Source organism: Rhodococcus sp. AZ1 (assembly GCF_054979605.1).
This window is the reverse complement of sequence record NZ_JBUEQF010000012.1, coordinates 34,656-58,833: the sequence shown is the minus strand read 5'-3', so window position 1 is coordinate 58,833 and position 24,178 is coordinate 34,656. Positions and strand designations below refer to the sequence as shown.

The window sequence follows — 24,178 nt, the reverse complement described above, 5'->3', positions numbered from 1 at the left end:
ACTTTTTTCGGCGGTGTCAGCCCGCCACACCCACCCGCACGTCCGGGGCGCCGAGGCGGGCCGCGTCGGCGGTGTCGTCGTCGGGTTGCTCCTGCGAGTCGCGCTCGGCGAGGACTCGGGCGCGGTAGTGCTCGATCTCGTCGGCGATCGTCGCCGCCGACCAGCCGAGAACCGGAGCGACCAGCGCGGCGACCTCCTCTGCCGCCGCCACACCACGATCGTCGACCTCGATGGAGATGCGGGTACGACGGGTCAGGATGTCGTCGAGGTGTTGCGCCCCTTCGTGACTGGCGGCGTACACCGCTTCGACCGCGAGATACTCCGGCGCAGAAGCGAGGGGCTCGCCGAGGGCCGGATCAGCGGCGATCATGTCGAACAACTCGCTCACCAGGGTGCCGTAGCGACCGAGCAGATGCTCGACCCGACTCACCCGCATACCCACCCGCTCCGCGGTGAGTCGCCGCGAGTTCCACGCTCCCGCATAGCCTTCCGCACCCAGCAGCGGAATCTTCTCCGTCACGCACGGCGGGACCGTGCGCTCGAGACCGTGAACTGCGGAATCGACGGCGTCCTTCGCCATGACGCGGTAGGTGGTGTACTTGCCCCCGGCGATCACGGTGAGCCCGCGCACCGGGCTCGACACCGCGTGCTCGCGTGAGAGGGTGCTGGTGGAATCGGACTCCCCGTAGAGCAGGGGACGCAGACCCGCGTAGACCCCGACCACGTCGGAATGATCGAGCGGATCCTCGAGCAGACCGTTGACCTGCTCGAGGATGTAGTCGATGTCCCGCTTGCTGGCCGCCGGGTGCGCGAGGTCGAGCTTCCAGTCGGTATCGGTGGTGCCGATGATCCAGTGACTGCCCCAGGGGATGACGAACAGCAGCGACGTCGGTGTGCGGGTGATGATCCCGGTGGCGCTGTTGATGCGGTTGCGGGGCACCACCAGGTGCACGCCCTTGGAGGCACGCACCTGGAACTGGCCACGGCCACCGACCATCTGCTGGATCTCGTCGGTCCACACCCCCGCAGCGTTGATCACCTCGCGGGCCCGGATCTCGAACGCACGCCCGGTCTCGAGATCGGTGGCCTGTACTCCCACCACCCGCTCGCCCTCGCGCAGGAAGGAGGTGACGCGAGTGCTGTTGACGCACAGGGCCCCGAAAGCTGCAGCGGTGCGCGCGATCATCATGGTGTGCCGGGCGTCGTCGACCTGGCCCTCGTAGAACTTCACGGCGCCGCGGATGCCCTTGCGGTTACCCGACGGGAACGATTCAAGGGTCTTGCGCCTGCCCAGATGCCGGTGGTGCGAGGGCACCCCGCGGCCGGCGCCCATCACGTCGTACACCCCGATCCCCAGCCCCACGTACGGGCGATCGATCAGCTTCTCGAGGGGGTAGATGAACGGCACCGGGCGCGCCAGATGCGGGCACAGCTCGTTGAGCACCAGCGAGCGTTCCTTGAGCGCCTCGAAGACCAGCGCGAAGTTGAACTGCTCGAGGTACCGCAGCCCGCCGTGGAAGAGTTTGCTCGAGCGGCTCGAGGTTCCGGCCGCGTAGTCCCTGGCCTCGACGAGCCCGACCTTCAGTCCACGGGTGGCGGCATCGAGGGCGGCCCCGGAGCCGACCACCCCGCCACCGATGACCAGGATGTCGAGTTCCTCGGATTCCAGGCGGCGCAGGGTGTCGGCGCGGTGCTCCGGACTCAGTGCTGTCGTCGTGGTCGCCATCAGGCATCGACCCAATCGAGGGTGCGGGTGACGGCCTTGTTCCACCCGGCGTAGAGCTCGGCGCGCTTCGCCTCGTCCATCGACGGTGTCCAGCGCTTGTCCTCGGCCCAGTTGTCGCGGATGTCCTGCTCGCTCGTCCAGTAGCCGACGGCCAGGCCCGCGGCGTACGCAGCGCCGAGCGCGGTGGTCTCGGCAACCACGGGCCGCACCACCTCGACGCCGAGGATGTCGGACTGGAACTGCATGAGCAGTTCGTTGACCACCATGCCGCCGTCGACCTTGAGCACCTCGAGGTCGACACCGGAATCGGCGTTCATGGCCTCGATGACCTCGCGTGTCTGATATGCGGTGGCCTCGAGCACGGCCCGCGCGAGGTGGCCCTTGTTGACGAAGCGGGTCAGACCCACGATGGCGCCGCGCGCATCGCTTCGCCAGTGCGGTGCGAACAGTCCGGAGAACGCCGGCACGAAGTAGGCGCCACCGTTGTCCTCGACCAACCGCGCCTCGGTCTCGATGTCGGCTGCGGTGGTGATCATTCCGAGATTGTCACGCAACCACTGCACCAGCGAGCCGGTGACGGCGATGGAGCCCTCGAGCGCGTACACCGTGGGCTGGTCGCCAATCTTGTAGCAGACCGTGGTGAGCAGGCCGTTGCGGCTCATGACCTTCTCGGTGCCGGTGTTCAGGAGCACGAAGTTGCCCGTGCCGTAGGTGTTCTTGGCCTCGCCGGGCGAGAGGCACGCCTGCCCGAACGTGGCGGCCTGCTGGTCGCCGAGGATACCGGCGATGGCCACCCCGGAGAGCGAACCACGCTCGCGCACATGGCCGTACACCTCCGACGAGCTCTTGATCTCGGGGAGCATCGACATCGGGATCGTCATGTCCGCACAGATCTTCTCGTCCCACTGCAGGGTGTCGAGGTCCATCAGCAGCGTCCGCGAGGCGTTGGTGGGATCGGTGACGTGCAGTCCACCGTCCACACCGCCGGTCATGTTCCACAGCACCCAGGTGTCCATGGTGCCGAACGCGAGCAGACCGGCCTCGGCCTTCTCCCGGGCACCGTCGACGTTGTCGAGGATCCAGGTGACCTTGGGGCCCGAGAAGTACGTTGCCAGAGGAAGACCCGTCGTGTTGCGGTAGCGGTCGGGCTCGCCGAGGCCCGCCGCGATCCGGTCGGTGCGGGTGTCCTGCCAGACGATCGCGTTGTAGACGGGCAGGCCGGTGGTCCGGTCCCACACCAGCGCGGTCTCGCGCTGATTGGTGATGCCGACGGCGGCGATGTCGGCAGGTGTCAGATCGGCGGCGGCCAGCGCTCCGGCGGTGACGCTGCGCACGTTGTCCCAGATCTCGACCGCGTTGTGCTCGACCCAGCCCGCGCGCGGGAAGATCTGCTCGTGCTCCTTCTGATCGACGGCGACCACCTTGCCCGCGTGGTCGAAGATCATGCAGCGCGTCGACGTGGTGCCCTGGTCGATAGATGCGACGTACTGGGTGCTCATGCGTTCTGTGCCCTTTCGGTGGTGGCGTTCGCGGTGGTGGCGTCGGTGGTGGAATCGTCGTCGGTGTCGCCCTCGTCGGGGAGGAAACGTCCGATCAGGTTGTCGTAGAGGATGATTCCCAGCGGCCCACCCAGAAGGGGCGCGACGATGGGGACGAGGAAGTAGAGGCTGCCGTTCTGGTCGCGCCACGCGCCGCCGTAGCCGGTGATGAAGGACGCCAGCCGCGGACCGAAGTCGCGCGCAGGGTTGATGGCGTACCCGGCGTTGGTGCCCCACGCGAAGCCGATGGCGACCACGATCAGCCCGATGATGAACGGCGCGATGTTGGCCAGCGGCGGGGTGTTGCGCGGATCGGTGACGGCGACGATGAGGAACAGCAGGATCGCCGTGCCGATGATCTGGTCGAGGAAGGCCGATCCGATGCTCACCGGCAGGGTGCCGTTGCCCGGCAACGTGGAGAAGATCCCCTGGGTGGCGATCGTGTGGCCGGGGTCGATGGCATCGATGACGTCGCTGTAGGACCACCGCACGATGAGCGCGGCGACGAAGGCACCGGCCACCTGGGCGAGGGCGTAGGGGGCCACCTTGTGCCAGGCGAAGCCGCGGAAGATCGCGAAGGCCAGGGTGACGGCCGGGTTGAGGTGCGCCCCGGTGACGCGTCCGGCCACGTAGATGCCGAACATCACGCCCAGCCCCCACGCCCAGGCGATCGAGTCGTGCCCACCGAGGCTGCCCTTCTCCCCGCCGGCGGTCACCTGGGCGACCACCCCGACCCCGAACAGGATCAGGATCATCGTCCCGGCGAACTCCGCCGCCATCTGAACCGGCAGCCCCTTCTTGTCGAGCGCTCGTGCCATCGTCGTCCTCCACGCTGAGTTAGTGACGTAAGCCATACTTACGATCTTTCGATCGAGGTTAAGGGCGTTGCACGTTCATGCAAAGTAGATGCACATATGTGCAGAAGTGTTTAATCTTCCTCCATGAACGGCGTCGAGAACTCACTCGTCGGCACGGACCCCAAGATCGCCGAGGCAATCTCCGCCGCCCGGCTGTACTACTTCCAGGACCTGACCATGGCCGCCATCGGGCGCGAGATGGGCGTCTCGCGCTCCACGGTCTCGCGGCTGATCTCCTTCGCGCGCGAGAGCGGACTGGTCGAGATTCGGGTCACCACCCCCACCGACCAGGGTCCGCTGCTCGAACGGGCCTACGCCGAGCGGTTCGGGGTGCGCGCGCACATCGTGCCGATGCCCGAGCACATCGGCGACGTGGAGCGGCTCGATCGCGTCGCGACGTTCGCCGGCCGGCTGGTCACGTCGTTCTTCGAGTCGGACATGGTGATGGGCATCGCGTGGGGGACCACCCTCGGCGCGGTCAGCCGACACCTCGCACCCAAACGAACGCACAACACCCACGTGGTCCAGCTCAACGGAGCCGGCAACACGCTCACCACCGGTGTCTCCTACGCGAGCGACCTGGTGCGGTCGGTGGCGAACGCGTACGGCGCCGTGGCACAGGGCTTCCCGGTTCCCGCGTTCTTCGACTACCCCGAGACCCGGCGACTGCTCTGGCGTGAGCGCAGCATCACCCGCGTCCTGGACCTGCAGAACCGAATGGACCTGGCGCTGTTCAGCATCGGCGTCATGGGGGGCGGCGTGCCCAGCCACGTCTACAGTGCGGGGTACCTCGAACAGCACGACCTCGACGCCCTCGCCGCCGACGGTGTGGTGGGCGACATCGCCACGGTGTTCCTGCGCTCGGACGGCAGCTACGACGGCATCCCGCTCAACGACCGCGCGAGCGGCCCGAGTCTGGCTCGGCTGAAACAGGTTCCGCGGCGGGTGTGCGTGGTGTCGGGTGAATACAAGCTCACTGCGCTACGCGGGGCGCTGGCCGGATCTCTGATCACCGACCTCGTGATCGACGACAGAAGCGCAGCAACACTTCTCGACCGCGGCTGAGGTGCTCTAGTCGAGTTGCTCGAGCAGTCGGCGGAACTTGCTGCCGTGGAAGACTATCGGCTCGACCTCGGTGGCAACGGCGAGCGCGTGCACCCGCAGCAACACGATCGCGTGATCGCCCGCAGGCACCTCCTGCTCGATCGTGGTGTTCAGCCATGCACCCGCACCGGCCAGGAACACCGCTCCGTCGTTCGTGGTCTCGATGTCCACACCGGCGAACCGGTCACCGGTCTTGGCCGCGAGCGACCTCACCGCGACGTCGTGCCCCTCCCCCAACACGCTCACCCCGATGGACTCGGCGCGCGCGAACTTCGGCCACGTGGTGGAGCTGTTCTGAATTGCGAAGCTCACCAACGGCGGATCGATCGAGACGGGGACGAAGCTGCTCGCGGCCAACCCCACCGGGGCACCGTCGATGGTGGCCGCGATCGCCACCACACCGGTGGGGAACGTGCCATAGGCCCGACGCAGCGTGGCCTGATCGAGATCGGTTGTCAGCGACGGGTTGTCGGACGTGGTCGGGGTCTCGGACATCACTACTGCTCTCGGATCACTTGCACTCGACGATGGGCACTGGGTCGTACTTGACCGTTCTGGTGGTCCGCGAGATCTCCGCGCCGGTCGCGATCGAGGTGATCACGCGCGTATCGCTGATGGTGAACCCACCGGCACCGGCCGACGGGGAACACTGCGGCCCCTTGGGAAGGGTGATCCGGTTCGGGCTGGTGGGGTTGGTGCGCTCACCCGGAATCGACTGCACCGACACCGTTTTCGTCCCCCACAGGCGCACAGTCACCGAGGACGAGTCGGCGAACGACTCGATCACCACACCGGTGGTGGCGGGATTGCGGAACTTCAGGTCGATGGAGCCCTCGAACACCGTTGCCTCGCGAGCGGCCGGGTACCGCGAAATGTAGTAGCTGTGCTCGGTGTGGTCGACGTCCTCCATGCCGCCGAAATACCCGGCGTTGTACAGCGTCGTGGCGAACTGGCTGATGCCACCGCCCACCGCCCGGCCGGGCCTGCCGTTGTTGATGATCCCCGACTCGACGAAGCCCTGTTCGAGCCCACGCGGGCCGGTGTATCCGTTGAGCGAGAACGTCTCTCCCGGCAGCACCACGGCACCGTTGACGATTCGGGCGGTGAGCCCGATGTTGATGCCCGACGCGCGCTCGAAGCCCCCCGTGGTGAACTCGCCGATCACCTCCGTGATGCCCAGTCCCCTGGCCCGGTCGGTGGTGACCGCGGGCGGAGTGGCCGCGTACTGGGCGGCGACGGTGCGCGCGGTGGTCGAGGCCACGGCGGCGGGTAGACCGGCGAGCGTCTGCGGCCACTGCACGGTGTACCCGTCCACCGACGGGACCACGACGGGCGAACCCGACGAGAAGTCGAACGTCGCGTTCTTGGGCTTGCGCTCGGTGGCTGCCAGTTGCGGTGCGAGCGTGCGCGTAAGGGCGTCGATGTCGAAGCGGGGCAACAACTTCCCGCCGTCGGGTGCGAAGGTCAGCGTCGCCGCGATGTCGGCCGGCTCGAGCGTCGCGGTGGCTCCCTTCTCCCCGGTGATCGTCACCGGTGCCGACACGGCCGGACGGGCCACCTGCGTCATGGCGGCATCGACCGCCGCGGCGTCGACCGCGGTGGGGCGCTCCTGCACCTCCACCACCACCTCGGTCGAGGTCACCCATTGCGAGGCCAGGGCCTTCTCGACGGCCTCCGACGTCACGGTTCGACCCGCGGTCGGCGCCGTGGCGACGGGCACACCGTTGTCGAACGTGATCGTCCCCTCGACGACGGGTCGCTCCGCACGGGAGGCGATCGACGCCGCGGTGGCGGCCAACTTCGCCCCGTCGACGGAGGTGACCACATCGACCGTGCGGGAGGTGAAGAACGACGTCAGGCGCGTCCACGGCCAGTGCGGCTGGTGGCCCACACGCTCGAGCGTTGCCGGCAGGTCGATGGACAGGCCGGCGTCGGCGGGTGTGACGGTGGTGGTGACGTCCCCGGTGCGTACGTCGATGGGGGTGGTGTTGCGCGCGCCGAGCCGGGACTGCAGCAGAGCCTGCGCGTCGGCGGGCTTCTCCGAGCCCACCTCCACACCCGCCACCGTCACTCCGCGTGGGATGCGTCCGGACGAGACGGCCAGGTCCACCAGGTACAGCACGCTCAATGCCAACAGAGCGGCGCCGACGCCGATGAGCGAGCGGCGCACCCACCGGCGCCCGAGCACGGGTCGGCGCACGGTCTCGGGAGGTGTGTCGACCATGGAAACAGACTATCCGGGAGCCCTCGACACACGCAGAGACCCCGCACTGCTGCCGGGTCGGGGGTCGGGCAGTAGTGCGGGGTCACACCACGTATCGCACTCGGTGGTGAAGTGTTACAGCGGTGATCTGGTTACGGCTCAGGCCTCGATGATCGCGGTGACACCCTGCCCACCCGCGGCGCAGATGGAGATCAGGCCGCGGCCACCACCGTTCTCACTGATCATCTTCGCCAGCGAGGCGACGATGCGGCCGCCGGTGGCCGCGAAGGGGTGGCCTGCGGCGAGGGAGGAGCCGTTGACGTTGAGCTTGCTGCGATCGATCGAACCCAGGGCGCCCTTGAGGCCGAGGCGCTCGGTGCAGTAGGACTCGCTCTCGAAGGCGGCGAGAGTGGCCTCGACCACCGACGCGAAGGCCTCGTGGATCTCGAAGAAGTCGAAGTCCGCGAAGGTCAGGCCGTTGCGCGCGAGCAGACGCGGGATGGCGTAGGTGGGCGCCATGAGCAGCCCGTCCTTGTAGGTGCCGTTGCCGTGCACGTAGTCCACGGCAGCGGTCTCGGAGTCCACCAGGTGTGCCAGGACGGGCAGGCTGTGCTCGGCCGCCCACTCGTCGGTGGACAGCAGCACCGCCGATGCGCCGTCGGTGAGCGGGGTGGAGTTGCCGGCGGTCATGGTCGCGTCGCCGAGGCTCTTGCCGAAGACGGGCTTGAGCGTGGCCAGCTTCTCGACGTTCGAGTCCGGCCGCAGGTTGTCGTCGCGGGTCAGGCCCAGGAACGGGGTGACCAGGTCGTCGAAGAACCCGCGATCGTAGGCGGCGGCCATGTTGCGGTGGCTCGCCGCGGCCAGGGCGTCCTGGGATTCGCGGGTGATGCCCATCTCCTTGGCAGTGATGGCGGCGTGCTCACCCATCGACAGGCCGGTACGTGCCTCGCTGTTGCGCGGGATCTCGATGCCGAGCATCGAGGGACGCACGTCGCCGAGCAGCTTGATGCGATCGCCGGTGCTGCGGGCGCGGTTGAGCGAGAGCAGGAACTCGCGCAGCTCGTCGTTGACGGAGATCGGCGCGTCGGAGGTGGTGTCTACGCCCGAGCCGATCCCGGCGTCGATACGACCGGCGGCGATGGCGTCGCCGACGGCGATGATGGTCTGCAGGCCGGTGCCGCACGCCTGCTGAATGTCGACGGCCGGGGTGTAGGGGCTCAGGGCGCTGCCCAGCACGCACTCGCGAGTGAGGTTCATGTCGCGGCTGTGCTTGAGCACCGCGCCACCGGCGACGAGTCCCAGGCGCTCGCCCTGCAGGGAGAAACGGCTGACCAGACCGTCGAGAGCAGCGGTCAACATGTCCTGGTTGGACGCACTGGCGTACGCCTTGTCGGAACGCGCGAAGGGAATGCGGTTGCCGCCTACGATGGCGACGCGGCGCTGTGTCGGACTCGTCACTGCTGTTCTCTCCCGTGGTTGGTTCGTGGGCCCGTGGAGGGCTCTCGTGGACGTCATTCTTACTCACCGGTAAGTTACTTGTCGACACCGCCCACATCACGAAGCGATACGAAGGTAGGAAACAGTGGCAGCCAACCAGGGAGCGTCAGACCTCTACTCCCAGTTCCTCGCGTCCGGCCCCGGCGCGTTCATCGCCAAGCAGGCCGGGCTCCCGCAGCCCGAGAAGCTGCGCCGCTACGTCGCGGGTGAGCCCGCGCTGGCCGGTCCCGTCCTGATCGGCGGCGCCGGTCGGCTCGTCGAGCCGCTGCGCGCCCTGCTGGCCGACTACCCGGCCTCCCAGCCGCACGACGACCGTCACGGCGCGCTGGTGTTCGACGCCACCGGCATCACCACCATCGACGGCCTGTCGCAGCTGTTCGAGTTCTTCCAGCCCGTCATCCGCAACCTCGCGCCGTCCGCGCGCGTCGTGGTGCTCGGCACCACCCCGGAGGAGACCCGGAAGGTCGAGGAGCACATTGCTCAGCGCGCCCTCGAGGGCTTCACCCGCTCGGTGGCCAAGGAGATCAAGCGCGGCGCCACCGCTCAGCTGGTCTACGTGCACCCCAAGGCCGCCACCGGCCTGTCCGGCGTGGAGTCGACACTGCGCTTCCTGCTCTCGGCCAAGTCCGCGTTCGTCGACGGCCAGGTCATCACCGTCGGTGCCGCCGACGCCACCGCCCCCGAGTCCTGGGACAAGCCGCTGGCCGGCAAGGTCGCCGTGGTCACCGGGGCCGCGCGCGGCATCGGCGCCACCATCGCCGAGGTCTTCGCCCGCGACGGCGCCCACGTGATCTGCGCGGACATCCCGGCCGCCGGTGAGGCACTCTCGGCCACCGCCAACCGTGTGGGCGGCACCTCGCTGGCGCTGGACGTCACCGCTCCCGACGCCGGCCAAACCCTGGCCGACTTCGTCACCGAGCGGCACGGCGGCGTGGACATCGTCGTCCACAACGCCGGAATCACTCGGGACAAGACCCTCGCCAACATGGACGCCGGCCGCTGGAACTCCGTGATCGGCGTCAATCTCGCTGCACCACACCGCATCACCGAGAAGCTCCTCGCAACCGGCGCCCTCAAGGAGGGTGGCCGCGTGATCGACGTGTCCTCCATCGCGGGCATCGCGGGCAACCGCGGCCAGACCAACTACGGCGCGTCCAAGGCCGGTGTGATCGGCCTGGTGCACGCCGAGGCACCGGTGCTGGCGAAGAAGAACATCACGATCAACGCCGTCGCTCCCGGCTTCATCGAGACCGCGATGACGGCCGCGATCCCGCTGGTCACCCGTGAGGGCGGGCGGCGACTGAGCTCGCTGCTGCAGGGCGGGCAGACCGTGGACGTGGCCGAGGCCATCGCCTACTTCGCGAGCCCGGCCTCCAATGCCGTCACCGGCCAGGTGCTGCGCGTGTGCGGCCAGGCACTGATCGGGTCATGAGCGTGGCCAGGGTCATCACGCTGAAGCAGCCGCCGAGCATCCGCGACATCTACCTCAAGGCAGCTGTCGCGGCCCTGCCGGTGATCGGCAAGAGCACCGGCTCGTCCGCGCCGGACACCGTGCTGAAGCTGGACGGTATTCGCGTCGACCGGGACAACCTGGGCGGATACGCCAAGGTCACCGGCCTGCGGTTCGGTGACGATCTGCCCATCACCTACCCCTTCACCCTGGTGTTCCCCACGGTGATGGAACTGATGGTCTCCGACGAGTTCCCGTTCGCCGCGATCGGCTCGGTGCACTTCCACAACGTGATCGAGAGCTACCGGCCCATCTCGATGTCCGAGCCGCTGGACATCGCGGTGCACGCGCAGAACCTGCGCGAGCACCGCAAGGGCCTGCTGATCGACGTCGTCGCCGAGGTTCGGGTGGGGCGTGAGTTGGTGTGGAAGCAGACCTCCACGTTCCTGACCCTGCAGAAGACCTCGCTCTCGGGTGGTCCGCGCGAGGCGGCACCGCCGGACGCGACTCCTCCCGCACCGACTCGCACGCTGTCGGTGGACCAGTCGATCATCAGCCGGTACGCCTCGATCTCCGGCGATCGCAACCCCATCCACGTCTCGTCGATCGGGGCGAAGGCCTTCGGGTTCCCCCGCACCATCGCGCACGGGATGTGGAGTGCCGCAGCGGTTCTGAGCACGGTGGAGGGCCGAATCCCGGACGCGGTGACCTACACGGTCAAGTTCGGCAAGCCGGTGGTGCTGCCGGCGAAGGTCAACGCCTACGCCACCCGCACCGACGACGGGTGGGATCTGGCGCTGCGTCATCCGAAGAAGGGCTACCCGTACCTCGAGGCGACCCTGCGGCCGATCGGCTGAGCACGGACGGGACACCGCACCGCCGACGGGGTCGTCAGACCCCGTCGGCGCGCAGGCCCCGCCAGGCCAGACGCTCGAGCAGATCCACCGCGGTGTTGACGCTGACCTCGCCGCCGGCCACCCGGTCGGCCACCGCTTCACCGGCACCCACGAGGGCCACTGCCATCAGGCGGTGGTCCTCGTGCGTACTGGGGGTGCGGGTACTGGCCTCGAGCAGACCGGTGGTCATGTCGATGATGCGGTCACGGCTGCTGCGCACCTGGCCGGCGAACACCTGCTGGCCGATCGCCTGCCGGTAGAGCACCATCCACGACGCGCGGTGCTCGTCGACGAACGTCAGGAAACCCATCAGGGCCACGCGCAGCTGCTCGTGGGGCTTGAGGCCGGGGTTGCCGGCGGGGGTCATGGCCTCGACGAAGCGCACGCCCTCGCGGGCGATGCAGGCGGCGAACAGCTCGTCCTTGGACCCGTAGTAGAGGTAGAGCATCGGCTTGGAGATCTCCGCACGGGCGGCGATCGAATCCATCGAGGTCTCGTGGAACCCGTTCTCGGAGAACACCTCCAGGGCGGCGTCGAGCATCTGCTGCTCGCGGACGGCGCGCGGCAACCGCTTGGTACCACCTGCCATCGTGCCTCCACCCGAACGTCGTCTGTGCGAACGAGCTTATCTTACTGCGGAGTAAGAACAGCGAATCAGCAGGAGACGACGCCCTTGGCGCGGGCCACCCGCAGCACCGAGGCGTCGATGCGCCCACGATCGAGAACCCCCGACGCCACCGACTGCTCGAGGTGATCGAGCACCGCCGGAACATCGTTCGTGCTCAGCCACAGCGCGACGTCCGCGCCCGCACCCAACGCCGTCGATACCGCCTCGTCGATACCGAGCCGGTCGGTGATCGCCGCCATCCCGGACAGGTCGTCGGTGTAGATCGGTCCGTCGAACGGGGGCGCTCCGTATCCCGCACCCTCGCGCAGCAACGACATCGCCTGCGCGCTCAGGCTCGCGGGCAGACCGGGCGTGGTGAGGTTCGGCACGTCGAGGTGCCCGACCATGACTCCCACACCGGAGGCGACGAGGTCGCGGAAGGGCACGAGGTCCTTGGTCTGCAACTGCGCCAGCGGCGGCACGCTCACCGCGCCGGTGTGCGAGTCACCCGAACTCGACCCGTGACCGGGGAAGTGCTTGATCACCGGGAACACCCCCGCATCACGCAGCCCGCGCGCGAACGCACCCGCGTACGCCACCACCGTCGCCGGATCGTTCGAGTACGACCGATCGCCGATGACGGCGTCGTCGGGCTGACTGCTGACATCGACGTCGGGCGCGAAATCGACGGTGATCCCGAACTTCTGCAGTGCGCGACCCCGTTCGAGCGCCATCGCGTAGGTCTGATCGACGGTCATCGTCGCGGCCGTCTCGCGCGCCGACGGGTCCGCGGGGAGGAGGCTGCGCAGTCGCGAGACCCGTCCACCCTCCTCGTCGATGGAGACGGCGACGGGAATCCTGGCCGCAGCCTGCACCTGCGCCACACCCCCGCTGGTGAGCATCGACAGGTCGGTGAAGCTGCCCACGAAGATCCCACCCGGGTTCTCGGCCCTGGTCACCGCCACCGCATCGGCGGTACCGGTCACCCCGACCATGATCAGCTGTGCCAACTTCTGCCGCAGAGTCAGCGGGGCGAGGAACGCCGCGCACGCCGCCGACTGTGCGCTCGGGGTCGGCTGGGTACCCGGGGACGGCTGGGCGCTCGAACCGGGGAGCGCGGGGGACGCGGCGGGGGACGACGCGGCGGGAAGGGAGGTCGGGGCGGCGACCGGCGAACCGGATACCGACCCGCATGCCGCAGCCAGGCCGACCACCGAGACCAGGGCCACCGCCCGCCGAACCCGAGCCAACCGGACCGTCGTCGAGACCGCGGTGACCGGGCGGGGTGAAGCCATGATCGCCACGCTAACACCGAGGCCCGATGGTGATAGTTTGTTGCCCATGAAGCCAGCCGTGCCCGTCGCCATCAGCGCCGTCGTCGGTGCAGTCCTGGGAGCCGCGCTGGTCTTCGGCGGCACCGCAGCCCTGGCTCAGAACACCCGGCCCAGCATCGATCGCACGGGTAATGCCACGTCCTCGCTGCTCAACCAGGTCGAGTACGGCACACGCTGACCGAGCAGTACGCGCCCGTCCGTCGTCGGTGGGCTGTCCTCGCGGCGGCGCTCTCGCTGCTGATCGCCACTGTTCAGACTCCCGGGTTCATCGTCCCCGACACCAAGTACGACCTCACGCAGAACCCCACGGGCTTCCTGGGCCGCGCAGCGCATCTGTGGAACTCCCAGGCCACGTTCGGCCAGGTACAGAACCAGGCGTACGGCTACTTCTTCCCGCACGGGGCCTTCTTCGTCGTCGGTGACCTGATCGGTCTGCCCGCGTGGCTCACCCAGCGAGCGTGGTGGGGCCTGCTGCTCTTCCTCGGGTTCTGGGGAATCGTGCGACTGGCCGAGGCGCTGCGCATCGGCTCCCCGGTGTCGCGAGTGCTGGCCGGGGTCGCATTCGCGTTCGCGCCGCGGGTGTTGACCACACTCGGATCGATCAGCTCCGAATCCTGGCCCATCATGCTGGCACCGTGGGTGCTGATCCCGGTGGTGCGGGCCCTGGGATCGCCCGACCGCGTGAACCTGCGGGTGGCCGCGGCGTCGTCCGCGGTGGCCGTCGCCGCCATGGGCTCGGTCAACGCCGTCGCCACGGCCGCCGCAACCCTGCCCGCCGTCCTGTGGTGGATCGCGCACCGCCCCAACCGGCGGTGGTGGCGCTTCACCGCGTGGTGGCTGCCCGCCCTGCTGGTCGCGACGACGTGGTGGATGGTGCCCCTGCTGCTGCTCGCCGGGGTCAGCCCGCCGTTCCTGAACTTCATCGAGTCCTCCGGCACCACCACCGAGTGGACCTCGCTCACCGAGGTGCTGCGCGGAACGGCCAGCTGGACCCCGTTCGTCTCCCCCGACCGTGTGGCCGGGGCGGTGCTGGTGACGCAGCCGGTGGCCGTCCTGATGACGGCGGCGGTGGCCGCCGCGGGTCTGGCGGGGCTGTGCATGCGGTCGATGCCCGCGCGCGGGCGTTGGGCGCTGATCCTGCTGGTCGGGCTGGTGGGGATGGGGGCGGGGTACGTGGGCGGGGCCGGGTCACCGATCGCCGAGCCGGTGCGCGCGTTCCTCGACGGTGCCGGGGCGCCGCTGCGCAACGTGCACAAGCTCGAACCGCTCGTTCGACTGCCCGTCGTGCTCGGGCTCGCCCATCTCCTGGGCAGGGTGCCCTTCCCCGGCGCCGTGCCGCTCGCCCGGGCCCGCGAATCGTTCGTCCACCCCGAGCGCAATCCGATCACCGCGGTGGGCTCGCTGGTGACGGTGGCGCTGGTGCTCGCGACGTCGCTGGTGTGGACCGCACGCCTGGCGCCGCCGGGCGCGTACCCGGCGGTTGCGGACTTCTGGCCGCAGGCGGCGGCCTGGCTGCGCGCCGAGAGCGATCGCACGGGCACCGGGGCCGCCGACGAACCTCGTGCGCTCGTCGTTCCCGGCGCACCGACGGCCGCACAGTTCTGGGGCGTCACTCGCGACGAACCGCTGCAGGCCTTGGCGTCGACGCCGTGGGCCGTGCGCGACGCCGTTCCCCTTGTTCCGCCGGGGGCGATCCGTGCGCTGGATTCGGTGCAGCGGCTGCTCTCCGACGGGCGACCCTCCGCCGGGCTGGCCGACACCCTCCTCGGGCAGAACATTCGATACCTGGTGGTGCGCAACGATCTCGACGCCGAAGCTGCCCGGTCCCCGCGCCCGTCCCTGGTGCACCAGAGCATCGACAACTCACCGGGCCTGAGCAAGGTCGCCGAGTTCGGCGATCTCGTGGGCCCGCCCCGAGTCGAGGGGTTCGTCTACGACGGCGACCTCTCGCCGCGGTATCGAGCCATCGAGATCTACGCGGTGAACAGTTTCACCGACACCGGAGTCACCGGCCCGTACCTCGTCGACGCCGACACCGTCCCGCGCGTCGACGGCGGACCCGAGGTGCTCGAGCGACTGAACGCACGACGGGTCAGCGGAGGTATCGACGCCACCCCCGTCGGGCCGGTGTTGCTCAGCGCCGATGCCCGCGCAGCGGGGCTGCCCGTCGAGCGGGTGCTGGCCACCGACACCCCCACCGACCGCGAGAGCGACTTCGGCCAGGTGGACAACCACAGTTCGGCGCTCCGCGCGCCCGACGACCCGCGGCGCACACTCAACCGGGTGCCCGACTACCCGGCCGCCGACGGGCAGCCGCTGGTGCAGGGATCGTGGTCGGGTGCGCGGATCACCGCGTCGAGCTCGTCGGCGGACGCCACGCAGCTCGGTGGGACCGCACCCGGCACCGGGACGGCCGCCGTCGTCGATGGTGACCCCGCCACCGCGTGGACCAGTAATGGACTCGAATCCGCTGTGGGGCAATGGCTTCGGATCGATCTGGAACGGCCCATGACGGCCGGACTGTTGACGGTGACCACCTCGGCCGCCGCGGCCGGGTCGCCGGTGAAGTGGCTCGAGATCAGCACCGCCAACGGCACCACCGCGGCGCGCGTCACCGAGCCGGGGACGCCGGTGACCGTCTCGATCCCACCGGGCCCGACATCGTGGATCCGCATCACCGCCGCCCAGACACAGGACGACAGCGCCGGGATCCAGTTCGGCATCGCCGAGGTCTCGATCGAGGACTACACCACCGGCGTCGCCACGGCGATCCCGATCGCCCACCACACCGTGCTGCCGCCCACCACACCGGGTGCGGCGGTGACCGGATGGGATCTCGCGCAGGAGTTCCCCGGCCGCTCAGCGTGTGTCCGCACGGCCGAGCGCGTGCGGTGCGGGAGCGGTCTGGCGCTCGCGCCCGAGGAGTCCGGGACGTTCGAGCGCACCCTGGACGTACCCCGCGGAACCGCGGTGACACCCGAGCTGTGGGTGCGCGCACGTCCCGGGCCGGCTCTCGAGGACCTGATCGCCGACCCCGGGCGGCCGCGGGCCGTCGCGGACTCGGACGTGGGGGATCCGCGCGGTTCGGCGTTCGCGCTCACCGACGGCAACCCGAACACCACGTGGACCGCGCCGCAATCGACCGTCGGCTCGCCCTCCGGCGCTGCCCCGACGGCGCGCATCACGCTGCCGCGACCGACACTGGTGACCGGCCTCGACATCTCGCGCAGCCTCGGCGAGCTGCCGGCCCGCGCCACGCAGGTCACCGTCAATCTCGGATCGGGTCCGCAGGTCCGCGACCTCGACTCCACCCTCACCTCGATCTCCCTGTTCCCCACGCTCACCTCGACGATCACGATCAGCATCACCGGGTGGACGCAGACGCTCGATCGCGGCGGGTTCGGGTTCACCGCGCCACAGGCGCCGGGTCTGGCCGAGGTGGCGGTGCGCTCGGGAACAGCGGTGATCGGCGCCGACCCCTACGACCCCGGCCGCCGGATCACCCTCGACTGCAGCCAGGGTCCGGTACTGCGCATCGCCGGGCAGCTCACGCAGACCGCCGTCAGCACCACCGTGGGGGACCTGCTCGACGGCGCCCCGGTGCGGGCGACGCTGTGCGACGGCGGCGTTCCCGTGGGCACGGACGTCTCCAACCCGGTACCGCTGCCCGCGGGCTCACGGGAGGTGACGGTGGCGCCCGGCACGGCCTTCACCGTTGATCGCCTGTACCTGCGGGCGGCGCCGGTACTGGCCTTCCCCCGACCCACGCCGCTCCCGGTGCCGGCGAGTACCGGCCAGTGGACCTCCTCGACCCGGCAGGTCACTGTGGGACCGTCGCCGACGCAACGGCTGCTCGTGGTGCCCGAGAGCACCAACCCCGGCTGGATTGCCACCACCGCGGGTGGCCGGGTGCTCACCCCCGTCGTCGTCTCCGGATGGCAGCAGGGCTGGATCGTGCCGGCGGGCACCTCGGGGCCGCTCACGCTGAGTTTTCCCGCCGATCGGTGGTATCGGATCGCGCTGTTCGGGGGGTTGGCGCTGCTGATCCCCCTGCTCGCCCTGGCGCTCGTGCGCAGGCGCGCGTCGGGTGACGCCGGTCCGGCCCCTCGACCGTGGCGTTCTGCCGTGGTCGGCACGGTCGCGGTCGTGGCCGCGTCGGCGGTACTGACCGGGGCACTCGGACCGGTGATCGCTGCCGCTCTGGCGGGCGCGGCATGGCGTCTGGGCCGACGAGTCCTCGTCGTCGCCGGCGGACTGGGCCTGTCGGTGGCCGGCGCCATGCTCTCGACGGCGCCCTGGCGCGCGCCCGACGGGTACATCGGACACAGTGCGCTGATTCAGGCGGCCGCGGTGGTCTCCGTGGTGGCCGTCGCCCTGGCCGCTCTCGCGGACCTGCCTGCCTTCACCCGTGCGAGCGCGCGGCGCGACGGCTCCTCGACCAGCGCGTAACTCGCCGAGGCGACGGGGATGGTCAGCACGACCGTCAGCACGAGCACCGTGACGAAGGACCCGGAGAACGGCACGATCGCGAAGGCCGGGAACACCACCGCGAGTACGGCGAGGTGCCACAGGAAGATCCCGTACGACCAGCGCCCGAGGGTGCGACCCACCGTGCCCGCCAACCAGCGGTGCTGCCCGTCGCCGAGGACGATGGGGGCCAGCAGTGCGAACGCGAGGACGCCGCCGAGGGCGATCTTGATCGCGAACTGCCAGGGCGCCGGGGCCACCAGACCTTCGGGCCCGGCGATGTCGGTGGCCGAGAGCCCGAAGGCGACGGCAGCGATCACCGTCATCGGCCGGCGACGACTCACCAGCCGTGAAATCCGGGCGGCCCGGCTCGGCTCCGACTCGGATCCGGGCGCGCAGCACGCGAGCTCGGCCACGATCATCCCGGCCGCAAACCACGCCAGATAGCCGGGCAGCCAGTTCTGCAGGCTGGTGCCGTCGCTGACCGGAATCGGTAGGAAGCTCCACCCCAGAGACGGCACCACCACGGCCGCGATCACCGGGATGCGCAGGTGCGCACGCGAACCGGAGAGTGCGGCCATCGCCGCGGCCAGGAGCGGCAACACCAGGTAGAAGGCCACCTCGACGGACAGGCTCCACATCTGGGTGAGCCCCTGGGCGAGGGTCAGCGGGACGAAGACCTGCGAGAAGCTCAGGTTCGCCACCCACACCCGCAACCCGACGCCGGCCTGCGGGAGAAGTGCCAGCACCACCACGACCACCACCACGTAGGCCGGGACGATTCGCACGGCGCGCGAGAGCAGGTAGGTCCGCCACGGCGGCGCGCTGCCGAGTCCACGCGCCGACTCCGCGTGCGGACGCCACAGCAGGAACCCGGAAAGGGCGAAGAACACGGCGACGGCGAGGTCGAAGCGCCCCAGCAGGCGCCCGACGACGGGGGCAGCGGTGGTGCCGGTCTGGAACGCGACGTGGGTGAGCACCACCCCGAGGGCCGCGGCGGCCCGCAGGCCCTCGAGTGCGGGGAGGAAACCGCGGCGCGCTGTGGCACTGCTCTCGACGGTCATCGCAGAACTCCTCACCTCGCGCGTCGATGTTAATGTGACCTCGCTCGTCGAGTGCGGGCGGTTCATCCACGGTCGACCCAGGAGGCCCACACCATGGCGGAACGATCCGCGCGATCTCGCATCGCCACGTCGGTGCTGGTCGGCGTCGGAACTTTCGCTCTCGCCGTGGCGATCCTGGTTCCCGCATACGCGGTGGGTGCCCTCGAGAAGTATCCGCTCGACATCGAGAACACCACGGTCTCCACCGGAACCGGCGCCGTCCTCGATGCGTCGTCCATCACGTCGGGCCAGCGGGTGCGCATCGATCAGAACGTGCCGCTGGTGTCGCAGAAGTTCGTCACCGCCGAGGAGCCCTCGGACGCCGACCGGGTGACCTTGCAGTCCGGGGAGACGCTGCGGCGCACCGACAAGCAGGGTGACACCGGCCTGCTCTCGGCCATCGTGGACCGCGTCACCCTCGACCGCTCCACCTGTCTGCCCACCGATCCCACCGGCAGCATTCAGGCCCTCGGTGACAAGCCCGCCAAGGACGTCCCGCACGACGGGTACACCTACAAGCTTCCCTTCGGCACCGACCGGACCACGTACAAGTACTTCGATGTTCGGGCCGCGGCCTCCTTCGACATGACCTACGTCGAGGACACCGAGGTCAACGGGCTTCCGGTGTACAAGTTCACCCAGACCACCCCGCCGACGGACCTGTCGAAGGTGATCGGCAGTCCCACCGACAAGTTGGCCCTGCCCGCCGACGTCTGGGGTGTTCCCGGCGGTGCCGCGGTGATCACGATGACCCGCTTCTACACCACGGTGCGTGAGATCTACGTCGAGCCCACCACGGGCGTCATCGTCAAGGGCGAGGAGCAGGTGCACGCCTACTACGCCCGCCGCGCCGAGACCCCCGAGATCGACGCGCTGAAGGCCACCATCGGGTTCGACGCCAACACGGTCGAGAACGCCGTGTCGCAGGCCCGCGACGGTATAGACCAGATCTCCCTGGCCAAGCGCGTTGTTCCGATCACAGCCGGCGTGATCGCCCTGGCTACCCTCCTCGGTGCCGCGTACCTGTGGTTCTTCCGTCATCGCCCGCCGCCCGCACCCGCGCAGCCGGTGGCCGACTACCCGCTCGACGACGACGGACCGGGTGACCCCGACGCTCCCACCGAGGTGTTCCCCAGCCTCGACCTACGCAAGTAGGTCCCGGGGCTCGCGCACGGTACCGGCGAACGCGAGCAGCGCCGTCGCCAGGGCCGTGAGCGCTGCGATCGTGATGGCCGCGGCCACGGACTGTGCGACCAGGGTGATCACCACGATCTCGACGGTCAGGGCCAACCAGGCCACGACGGCGGCGCGCGTGCGACGACGGGCGACGGCGCCCAGCAGGATCACCGACACCACCGCCACCGCCGAGCCCTGGACGGCGAACAGCCACAGCAGCGGCGTCACCGGCAGGTAGTCCGCACGCACGACGAACCGGGCCAGCGGAGCGGCCGCCGCCGTCGCGGCCACCACCACGGCGCCCACGGCCACCAGCACCGCCACTGCGGTGCGCACCGCCCGCGCCGAGCGCAGCGGATCGGCCATCCGCGGGTAGAGCACTACACCGACCGACTGCGGTAACCAGAACGCGGCCTTGGCCACCACCGCGCCCACCGCGTACAGCCCCGCGTCCTCGCGGGTGAGCACCGCCCGGGCGAGTACCAGATCCACCGACGCGAGGGCGACGATCACCAACTGCACCTGCGATGCGGCGAGCACCGCGGCCACACCGGGGCCACCGCCCGCGTCCCCCACCGCGTCCGGGAGAGCGTGTGGGGTTCTGGTGACCGTACGCGTGAGCACGGCCAGCAGCGCCGTCCCCGCCGCCGAGGTGATGAGCGCCCCCGGCACCGCCGCCGCCGCGGTTCCCGCCATGGTCAGTGAGATCACCATGGGCGGAACAACTTTCGCTGCACCGGCGGCGGCGAGCACCAGCGCGAGCGCTCCGAATCTGGAGGCGCCCTGCAGCAGCCCCTGCTCCCCGGCCAGCAGCACCAGCGCCGGCGCCGCAGCCAGCGCGGCCAGCGACGCCCACGCCGAGGTGTGCAGCAGAGCGGCGAGGATCGGTGCGCCTGCCAGGGCCAGCACGGCGACCACACCGGCCACCTGCGCGGTGAGTCTGCGCAGCGCCGCCGGGTGGTGCCCGTGGACGCGCTCGCGAGCCACCACCGTCTGCAGCGCGAGCGCGGGCACGGCCAGCACCAGCTGCGCAGCGGACAGGCTCGCGAACTCCCCGTAGCCCAGCGGACCGAGCCACGCGCTCGCTCGCCACGCCAGCACGTAGGAGGCGATGTTGGCCACCATCGAGCCCGCGGTCACCGCCGCCATCCCGCCCACCGCGCTGCGTGCGCCGACCCGGTCCGTCACCGAGCCATGATCGCACCGCATCCGCCCATCTAGGGTGGGCGACCATGGATCAGTGGGTGCGGTGGTGGCCGCGTGCTCGGCGCGGCGCGTGGCCCGCGGTGCTGACCGCGATCGTCCTCGGCCCGCTGCTGGTGCAGCCCGGGTACCTGTTCCGGCGCGACGGCGTGGCCACCCCTCGCTCGTTCCTCACCGATTCCGCCCTGGGTATCTCCGACGCCGCACCGCGGGCGATACCGCAGGATGCGGCCGTCGCGGCGGCCTCGACGGTCCTCGACGGCGGTCTCGTGGTGACCGCGGCGTTGGCGCTCGGCCTGTGGGCTGCCGGGTTGGGTGCCGCGCACATGAGTCGAACCCTGCTCGCGGACTCCGCGACGGTCGGCGCGCCGTCCGGTGCGGTGGCCGCCGCGGTGGCGGTGTGGAACCCGTACGTGGCCGAACGCCTGCTGCAGGGCCAGTGGAGCCTGCTGATCGGGTACGCGGCGCTGCCGTGGGTGGTGACGGCGGCGGTGGCGATCACGCGGAGCCGACGCGGCGGGTGGGGGTTGCTGGCCGTCTCCGTCGGCGTCGCGGCCCTGACCCCCACCGGCTCGATCCTGGCGACGGTGATGGCCCTGGCCGTGCTCACGATCGCCGGGCGCCCGCGCCATGTGCCGGGCGCCGTGGCGATCGGGCTGGCCGCCGCGACCCCGTGGCTGGTGGCGACCCTGACGACGGGTGCGGGGACCGGCTCGGACCCGTCCGGCGTTGCGGCGTTCGCGGCGCGCGCGGAGCCCGGCCTCGGCACCCTCGGAAGCCTGCTGGGTCTGGGCGGAATCTGGAACGCCGACGCCGTACCCGCCTCGCGCACAACGCTGTTCGCGGTGGTGGGCACGGTGCTGCTGCTGGTGGTGGCGGGCATCGGTGCGGGCCGCCTGTGGCTCGGGCGCACGCGGGCGATCGCGGCGGTGGTGATGGTGGGGGTGGCCTCGGTGGCCGTCGCCGCCTTCGGGGCCACGGGGTGGGGCATCGACCTCGGCGAGTTCGCAGCGCGCAACCTCCCCGGTGCCGGGCTCGGGCGGGACGGGCAGAAGTGGGTGGCGCTGTGGATGCCCGCGCTCGCCCTCGCCGCCGCCGCCGGTGTGCACGTGGGCGCGCGCTACCTCGGTGGACGTGCGCGCGTCGCCGCCACGGTCGCCGCAGTGCTCGTGGCACTGCCGGACCTGGTGTGGGGCGTGGGCGGTGCCCTGAGCCCCGTGCAGTACCCGTCGTCGTGGACGGTGGTGGCCCGCGAGGTGACCGCGGGCGACGGGGATGTGGCCGTGCTCCCGGCCGGGTCGTATCGACGCTTCGAGTGGGCGAACGGGGTGCCGACGCTCGATCCGGCGCCGCGGTTCCTGCGGGCGCCGGTGCTGACCACCGGCGAGCTCACCGTTGGCGGGACCGCCGTGGCCGGGGAGGGAACCCGAGCCGGGCAGGTCGAGGCGGCGCTGCTGAGTGGATCGGGGATCGAGGTACCCGCCCGGCTCGGCGTCGGGTGGATCCTGGTCCAGAAGCGCACCCCGGGCCCGATGGGCGAATCCGCGCGCACCCTCGCCGGGCTCGAGCCCGTGTTCGACGACGACAACCTTGCGCTGTACCGGGTGCCGAACACCACGGTGATCGGCCCGGATCGATCGGCGCGGCTACGCGGGCTCGCCGGCCATGCGGTGTGGGCCGCGCTGATCCTCGGTGGCGGCCTCGCTGCGCTCGCCGGTCACCGCGCGCGCCGCCCCCGCCACGGCTGAGCCCACCGGGCCGCGCCCGACCAGGCCGGACACCGACTGCCCGCGCACCGTCGAGCGCAACACCTGCCCCACCCCGTCCGAGCACGTCGACCAGGAGAACTCCCCGGTGCGGGCCCGCGCGTTCTCGCCGAGTTCGGTGCGCAACCCGTCGTCGAGGACCAGCTCGCGAGCGGCAACGGTGAGCGCTCGTACCTCGTCGTCACGATCGGTGCCGCCGACCAGCACGCCGGTGACCCCGTCGACGACGGAATCGGTGAGCCCACGCGAGGAGCGGTAGCCGACGGTGGCCACCCCGTGCTGGGCGGCCTCGATGACCGCCAGGCCCCACCCCTCCTTGCGGGAGGGCAGCAGATGCACCCATGCGCGGGCGAGCAGGCGGTGCTTGCTCTCCTCGTCGACATGGCCGTGGAAGGTGACGGCATCGGCGACACCGGCGTCGGCGGCGTACGCGCGCAACACGTCCTCCCACCACCCGCCGCCGATCACGTCCAGGGTCAGGCCCGGTATCTGCCCACGCAGGGCGGCGAGCACGTCGATCGCGTCCTCGATCTGCTTGTGCGGCACCAGACGCGAGAGCACCGTCAGCGTGGGGTGCGGGCTCCGCGTTCGAGCGTGGCCCGCGGTGACAGCGGCCGGTACAGGGTCGATTCCGTTGCGCACCACGGCAATCCGCCCGGGATCGATCCCGAGGTCCATCAACTCCGCCGCCGAGGGCAGTGAGACGGTCAGATACTGGTCGTCGCGGTGAACCCGGGGGGACAGGCGGGACTCGATCCACCACCCCAACCGAGCCATCGCGCGCCCGGCCACCGGCCACTGCTCGCGGTGGCAGTGATGGACCAGCACGGTCACCGGCGCACCGACGACCGTGCGAGCGAAGAAGGGGATCCCGTTCTGAGTGTCGATCACGGCGTCGGGAGCCAGGCCTTTCAGCGGACCGAAACCCAGACGACCCGCGACGATCGCGCCGAGAGCCCGCGGGTAGACGGTGAAGCGGCCGCCACCGCGGCTGATGTGCATGCCGCCGCGCACCTCGTGCCGGGCAGCGCCGCGATAGTGCGCGGTGCGCAGCGTCACCGAGATGCCCTGCGCGGCCAGACCGGCACCGACGTGCTCGAGGTAGCGCTCACTGCCGCCACCCTGGGGGTGGTCGGAGTCGCGCCAACACAGCAGGAGAACCTCACGCACGCGCTCACGCTAACCGATACCCCGCAGCGGGCGCCCGGTCGGCGACCGCCCGTACCATCGCTCCCTGTGACGGGTCGTCGA

General features: G+C 70.4%; 18 protein-coding genes. 7 read left to right on the top strand and 11 right to left on the bottom strand.

Annotated elements, in window-relative coordinates:
• Positions 1 to 16: 16 nt before the first annotated feature.
• Genes ACY48E_RS14420 through ACY48E_RS14410 form a run of 3 tightly spaced genes read right to left on the bottom strand, consistent with a single transcriptional unit; the run spans position 17 to position 4,082 of the window.
• Positions 17 to 1,726 (bottom strand): glycerol-3-phosphate dehydrogenase/oxidase, encoded by a 1,710-nt coding sequence (locus ACY48E_RS14420; protein WP_462872909.1) that lies wholly within the window; start codon positions 1,724 to 1,726, stop codon positions 17 to 19.
• Positions 1,726 to 3,225, bottom strand: coding sequence for a glycerol kinase GlpK (glpK, locus tag ACY48E_RS14415; protein WP_462872908.1), 1,500 nt, complete (start codon positions 3,223 to 3,225; stop codon positions 1,726 to 1,728). Before glpK ends, ACY48E_RS14420 begins: the two co-directional genes overlap by 1 nt.
• Entirely contained in the window at positions 3,222 to 4,082 is an 861-nt protein-coding gene (locus ACY48E_RS14410) for an MIP/aquaporin family protein (RefSeq protein ID WP_462872907.1), read from the bottom strand. Before ACY48E_RS14410 ends, glpK begins: the two co-directional genes overlap by 4 nt.
• Positions 4,083 to 4,205: 123 nt before the next feature.
• On the opposite strand from ACY48E_RS14410, the gene ACY48E_RS14405 reads away from it, so the two are divergent.
• The gene (locus tag ACY48E_RS14405; protein ID WP_462872906.1) at positions 4,206 to 5,186 is read left to right on the top strand and encodes a sugar-binding transcriptional regulator; all 981 of its coding nucleotides are present in this window, start codon (positions 4,206 to 4,208) and stop codon (positions 5,184 to 5,186) included.
• 6 nt (positions 5,187 to 5,192) lie between these two features.
• On the opposite strand, the gene ACY48E_RS14400 is transcribed toward ACY48E_RS14405, so the two are convergent.
• From ACY48E_RS14400 to ACY48E_RS14390, 3 genes are all read right to left on the bottom strand, one after another.
• The gene (locus tag ACY48E_RS14400) at positions 5,193 to 5,720 is read right to left on the bottom strand and encodes a flavin reductase family protein (RefSeq protein WP_462872904.1); all 528 of its coding nucleotides are present in this window, start codon (positions 5,718 to 5,720) and stop codon (positions 5,193 to 5,195) included.
• Positions 5,721 to 5,736: 16 nt separating this feature from the next.
• Positions 5,737 to 7,449, bottom strand: a complete 1,713-nt coding sequence (locus tag ACY48E_RS14395) for a VanW family protein (protein ID WP_462872903.1) — start codon at positions 7,447 to 7,449, stop codon at positions 5,737 to 5,739.
• A gap of 138 nt (positions 7,450 to 7,587) precedes the next feature.
• Positions 7,588 to 8,886: an acetyl-CoA C-acetyltransferase gene (locus ACY48E_RS14390; protein ID WP_462872902.1), complete on the bottom strand. Its 1,299-nt coding sequence runs from the start codon at positions 8,884 to 8,886 to the stop codon at positions 7,588 to 7,590.
• A 124-nt stretch (positions 8,887 to 9,010) separates the two neighbouring features.
• Between ACY48E_RS14390 and ACY48E_RS14385 the strand changes: the two genes are divergently transcribed.
• Together ACY48E_RS14385 and ACY48E_RS14380 are read left to right on the top strand one after the other, a co-directional pair.
• Entirely contained in the window at positions 9,011 to 10,357 is a 1,347-nt protein-coding gene (locus ACY48E_RS14385) for a 3-oxoacyl-ACP reductase (protein ID WP_462872901.1), read from the top strand.
• Positions 10,354 to 11,232, top strand: a complete 879-nt coding sequence (locus tag ACY48E_RS14380) for a MaoC family dehydratase (protein WP_462872900.1) — start codon at positions 10,354 to 10,356, stop codon at positions 11,230 to 11,232. The genes ACY48E_RS14385 and ACY48E_RS14380 overlap by 4 nt, the downstream gene beginning before the upstream one ends.
• A 34-nt stretch (positions 11,233 to 11,266) precedes the next feature.
• On the opposite strand, the gene ACY48E_RS14375 is transcribed toward ACY48E_RS14380, so the two are convergent.
• Entirely contained in the window at positions 11,267 to 11,860 is a 594-nt protein-coding gene (locus ACY48E_RS14375; protein ID WP_462872899.1) for a TetR/AcrR family transcriptional regulator, read from the bottom strand.
• A gap of 65 nt (positions 11,861 to 11,925) precedes the next feature.
• A complete protein-coding gene (locus tag ACY48E_RS14370; RefSeq protein ID WP_462872898.1) occupies positions 11,926 to 13,173 on the bottom strand; it encodes a glycoside hydrolase family 3 N-terminal domain-containing protein in 1,248 nt (415 codons plus the stop codon).
• 46 nt (positions 13,174 to 13,219) lie between these two features.
• On the opposite strand from ACY48E_RS14370, the gene ACY48E_RS14365 reads away from it, so the two are divergent.
• Positions 13,220 to 13,390 carry a DUF2613 domain-containing protein gene (locus ACY48E_RS14365; protein WP_462872897.1) on the top strand — a complete coding sequence of 57 codons (171 nt, stop codon included), beginning with the start codon at positions 13,220 to 13,222 and terminating at the stop codon, positions 13,388 to 13,390.
• A complete protein-coding gene (locus ACY48E_RS14360; protein WP_462872939.1) occupies positions 13,387 to 17,661 on the top strand; it encodes an alpha-(1->3)-arabinofuranosyltransferase in 4,275 nt (1,424 codons plus the stop codon). Before ACY48E_RS14365 ends, ACY48E_RS14360 begins: the two co-directional genes overlap by 4 nt.
• Here ACY48E_RS14360 and ACY48E_RS14355 read toward each other — a convergent pair.
• Entirely contained in the window at positions 17,550 to 18,743 is a 1,194-nt protein-coding gene (locus ACY48E_RS14355) for an acyltransferase family protein (RefSeq protein WP_462872896.1), read from the bottom strand. The two genes, ACY48E_RS14360 and ACY48E_RS14355, sit on opposite strands and share 112 nt — an antisense overlap.
• A 93-nt stretch (positions 18,744 to 18,836) precedes the next feature.
• Here ACY48E_RS14355 and ACY48E_RS14350 point away from each other — a divergent pair, with 93 nt between their 5' ends.
• The gene (locus tag ACY48E_RS14350) at positions 18,837 to 19,937 is read left to right on the top strand and encodes a PorA family protein (RefSeq protein WP_462872895.1); all 1,101 of its coding nucleotides are present in this window, start codon (positions 18,837 to 18,839) and stop codon (positions 19,935 to 19,937) included.
• On the opposite strand, the gene ACY48E_RS14345 is transcribed toward ACY48E_RS14350, so the two are convergent.
• Positions 19,926 to 21,107, bottom strand: a complete 1,182-nt coding sequence (locus ACY48E_RS14345) for a polysaccharide biosynthesis protein (RefSeq protein ID WP_462872938.1) — start codon at positions 21,105 to 21,107, stop codon at positions 19,926 to 19,928. The genes ACY48E_RS14350 and ACY48E_RS14345 overlap by 12 nt on opposite strands.
• An 83-nt stretch (positions 21,108 to 21,190) precedes the next feature.
• On the opposite strand from ACY48E_RS14345, the gene ACY48E_RS14340 reads away from it, so the two are divergent.
• Entirely contained in the window at positions 21,191 to 22,909 is a 1,719-nt protein-coding gene (locus ACY48E_RS14340) for a hypothetical protein (protein WP_462872894.1), read from the top strand.
• On the opposite strand, the gene ACY48E_RS14335 is transcribed toward ACY48E_RS14340, so the two are convergent.
• Positions 22,808 to 24,097: a glycosyltransferase family 4 protein gene (locus tag ACY48E_RS14335; RefSeq protein WP_462872893.1), complete on the bottom strand. Its 1,290-nt coding sequence runs from the start codon at positions 24,095 to 24,097 to the stop codon at positions 22,808 to 22,810. The two genes, ACY48E_RS14340 and ACY48E_RS14335, sit on opposite strands and share 102 nt — an antisense overlap.
• Positions 24,098 to 24,178: the final 81 nt, after the last annotated feature.